The sequence below is a fragment of the Cellulomonas sp. P4_B5_2 genome (assembly GCF_056402235.1).
The window spans coordinates 1-3,791 of record NZ_JBFUHU010000409.1 but is presented as its reverse complement, the minus strand read 5'-3'; the positions used below and the strand labels follow the sequence as shown (position 1 = coordinate 3,791).

The following is a 3,791-nucleotide window of genomic DNA, read 5'->3' as shown; positions in this document are numbered from 1 at the left end:
CCCCCAAGGGCATCTCCGGCACGGTGTCCGTGGTGGTCGGCGGCGGGCAGCTGCTGATCGACGCGGCCGACGACGGGATCGGCTCGGACGGCGTCGTCAGCATCGCGGGCGGCTCCCTGACCATCGACGCGGGCGACGACGGCGTGCACGGCGACCAGGCGCTCCAGATCAGCGACGGCACCGTCGACATCACCGGATCGAACGAGGGTCTCGAGGCCGGCCTCATCACGATCGGCGGCGGGGACATCTCCGTGGTCGCCAGCGACGACGGCGTGAACGCCTCCGACCCGGACGCGACGGGCGAGCAGGCGGCCCCCGGCGGGACCGCGAGCACCGACGTCGGCCTGACCATCACCGGCGGCACGATCGTCGTCGACTCCGAAGGCGACGGGCTCGACGCCAACGGGTTCTTCACCATGACCGGCGGCACGGCCGTCGTGAGCGGCCCGACGAACGACGGCAACGGCGCACTGGACGTGGACGGCGCGTTCGACGTCTCCGGCGGCACGATCCTCGCGGCCGGCGCGTCTGGGATGGCGATGACGCCCGGTGCCGAGTCCGCGCAGTCGTTCGTCGCCTTCACGTTCTCCTCGACGCAGCCCGCCGGCACGGTGGTCCACGTCCTCGACGCCGACGGGAACGAGATCGCCGCGTTCGAGTCGTCCAAGGACTTCACGTCGCTGGTCTACGCGTCGGCCGACATCGTCTCCGGGGACACGTACTCGGCGGCGACCGGCGGCTCGGTCAGCGGGGAGACGGTCGGCGGGCTCGCGCAGGCCGGCGACAGCAGCGGCTCCACGGTCGCGGCGACCGGCACCGCCGGTGAGGCGATCGCGGGGATGGGCGGCGGCGGCGGCCAGGGCGGCCCCGGCGGCGGCGGTCGACCGGGCACGCGCCCGTGACCTCCGAGCTCAGCGCTGCGGCCTGACGATCTTCGCGACGAGCTCGGGGGTGCACCCGACCGCCCGCGCGATCGACCGGTAGGACCACTCGCCAGACAGGTGGAGGGAACGCACGAGAGCGCACGAGAGCGTCTCGCTGCTCACGATGCTGAGCAGCGAGACGCTCTGCGTCCTGGGCCGCGCGATGGTGCTCGCGCGCCTGCTGGGCCCTACTGTCCACGCGCGAAGTCGCCGATCAGACCGGGGACGGCCGAGTCGAAGCCGGCCACGTCGAGCATCCCCGCATCGGTCGGGTCGGCGATCGAGAACCCTGTGGACGTCATGCCCACGACGACCAGCCGCGCCGGGATCCCGGTGGCGTCCCGGTACCGCTGCAGGGCCTGGAACGGGTGGACCTCCCCGTGCCACGTCTCGTTGTCCGTGTAGACGACGAACGTGTCGATGGCGAGGCCCGCCTCCAGCGCGTGGAGCATCGGCAGCGCGCAGTCCGTCGGACCGAACGGCAGGTTCGCCGTGGTCCGCAGGACGTCGTCGAGCCGTTGCCTCGGACTGATCGAGAGCGGGGTCAGCCCCGCCCGCTGGCGCCAGCGTCCGATCCCCCGGCCCGTGAACCCGACGATGGTGACGTCGTCCTCGGTCGCCGCCGTGACGAGCGCGAGCGCGGCCGACGCCTCACGGGCCGTCAGCGGCATGCCCGAGATCCCCGCCCCCATCGACCCCGACACGTCGAGCGCCAGCATCAGGCGCTTCCGGGTCGGCTCGACCGTGCGGTATGCCGCGTAGTAGGCGGCATCCAGGGCGTCGACGATCCGACGCTCGGGAGTCCACTCGCCATCGCCACGTGCCGAGCGCCCGGACGCATAGGTCCGTTGCGCCACGAGCACGTTGACGGGGTGCACGCGAGCCGCCAGCAGCCGTTCGGGGTCGGCGAGCCGACCCGCGACCGACTTGCCGAGGTCACCCTGGAGCAGGCCGAGCCGCGTGAGCCGCGGGAGCTGACGCATCAGCGCGGTCTGCGGCATCCCCTTGGCCAGCAACGCCTCCCACACCTCGCGCTCGCCGAGCAGGCGGTCGGGCAGCATCTCCCACGACAGCGGGTTCCGCGCGACCAGTGCGACAGCCTCCGAGACGTCCGCCACCTGCACGGCCTCCGCCGCGGTGACGACGGCCGGCAGCGCCGGGTCCTGGACGCCGCGCACCACCCACTCGAACAGGGCCCTGCGGTCCGGCTCGGTGGTGACGGGGTGCGCCAGGCGCAGCAGGTCGCGGTGCGTCCAGCCCTCTCGTCCGCGGTACTTGACCGCCTGGTAGGCGACGTCAGCGATCGGCTTGTCGAGGTACCAGCGCCCGACCGCGCGCCGCAGTCCACGGCCCCAGCCGCGGAACTGCTCGACGTACCGCGCGAAGACGAACAGGTGCGTCCCGGTGCGCGCGACCGACGGGAGCGCGGCAAGGGCAGCGGCACGCGCGTCGTCGTCGCCGACCGACGCGACCATCGCGAGCGCGAAGAGCGCCGGGTTCTGCTTCGGCGCGCGCCCCGCGGTGGAGACGTCGACGATCGCGCGGACCACCGCGAGCCCGTCTGCCCTGGCCATGCGCAGGACGGCGGCGGCATTGTCGGCGGTGAGGTCACGCGCGGACGCGTAGTAGGTGCCGCCCTCGGTGCCGAGCGTGAGGAAGCGGTGCAGCCGAGTCGCGTCGTCGACCTCGAACACGAACCCGCCGGCGCCGTTGCGCACCTGCTCGGGGCGCGCGCGCTCCGTCTGCGGGGTGCGGCGCAGGCGGAACATCGACAGGACGTCGCGCACGGTGCTCCTCGGCGGATCGTCGGGACGGAGAGGTCGGGGTGGGCGTGTGTGTGACGCCCGGGATGTGAACTGCTCTGCCTGGTTGAGCTACACCACCCGAGGGCGGCGACGGGAATCGAACCCGCAACCCGTCCATCCTGTGTGAGGTAACCGACCGTCTCCGGCCCACCCCGACTGCCGGACTGTAACGCGTTCCACCGTCGCCCAACAGCGTATTTACCCGCAGCCCCGCACCGCTCACCCGTTCAGGCGAGACGGGCCCCCTAGAGCACGACCGGCGAGCGGAGCGCCTCGGTCGGCACCTGGCCCGGCTGACCGACACCGGTGGTGATCCGGCGCTTCAGGCTGACGTTGATGTACCAGCTCCACGCGTCGTGGCAGATCTCGAAGCACTCGTGCGCCGGCACCAGCCCGAGGTGCGTGAACGTGAGCCGGGTCCCGGAGTCGGTCGGCGTGATGTCGAACCGGATCCGCGTGCCCACCCACTCGGCCGTGTCCTCGACGAAGTTCAGCTCCGCCTCGGTGACGAGCCACTCGACCCGCTCCCCCGGCACGACGTCGGTCAGCCGCTGGACCGACCGGTGGATGGGCTCGTTGTGGAAGATGAACTCGTCGCCCAGCTGGGTCGTCCCGCCCTCGATCGCGTCGACCCACCAGCCGCGCACGTCGACGACGGCCGCGAACACCTCGTCGGGTGTCTGGTCCACCGTGTAGGTCGTCGTGAAGTCCTGCTCGCTCATGGATGGCTCCTCTGCATCTGCAATGAATTGGTTGCAGATCGACGGTAGATGTCGATCTCTACAAATGCAACCCTCTGATTGCAGATTGCTTCGACGCGCGCGCCGAGTCGGTCGCGGCCACGATCGACACATGGCCGACGAGCGCGACGACGCCCACCGTGAGCCCCCGGGCACCCCGGACGCCGTCGTCGACGCCGTCGGCGCCCTCACCGCCGCGTTCGAGGTGGTCGAGCACGCCCGCGGGATGCTCTACGCGTTCCACCGGCTCACCGGCCGCGCGGACAACGAGCTGGCCGAGGCCCTGGACCAGCTGGCGGAGTCGGGGCACCAGGAGCTGGCCG

General features: G+C 72.0%; 3 protein-coding genes and 1 pseudogene. 2 read left to right on the top strand and 2 right to left on the bottom strand.

Translation table 11 applies throughout. The features are described from left to right. On the top strand, window positions 1–902 hold a 902-nt coding region (locus tag AC1DUQ_RS20280), incomplete at its 5' end, for a carbohydrate-binding domain-containing protein (RefSeq protein WP_477074477.1). Between the two features lie 209 nt (window positions 903–1,111). Here the strand turns inward: AC1DUQ_RS20280 and AC1DUQ_RS20275 are convergent. Continuing rightward, window positions 1,112–2,710, bottom strand: a complete 1,599-nt coding sequence (locus AC1DUQ_RS20275; RefSeq protein WP_477059692.1) for a TROVE domain-containing protein — start codon at window positions 2,708–2,710, stop codon at window positions 1,112–1,114. 263 nt (window positions 2,711–2,973) lie between these two features. Next, window positions 2,974–3,450, bottom strand: a complete 477-nt coding sequence (locus tag AC1DUQ_RS20270; RefSeq protein WP_477059691.1) for an SRPBCC family protein — start codon at window positions 3,448–3,450, stop codon at window positions 2,974–2,976. Between the two features lie 130 nt (window positions 3,451–3,580). Between AC1DUQ_RS20270 and AC1DUQ_RS20265 the strand changes: the two are divergent. Further along, window positions 3,581–3,791 (top strand): annotated as a pseudogene (locus AC1DUQ_RS20265) (hypothetical protein); the annotation flags it as partial.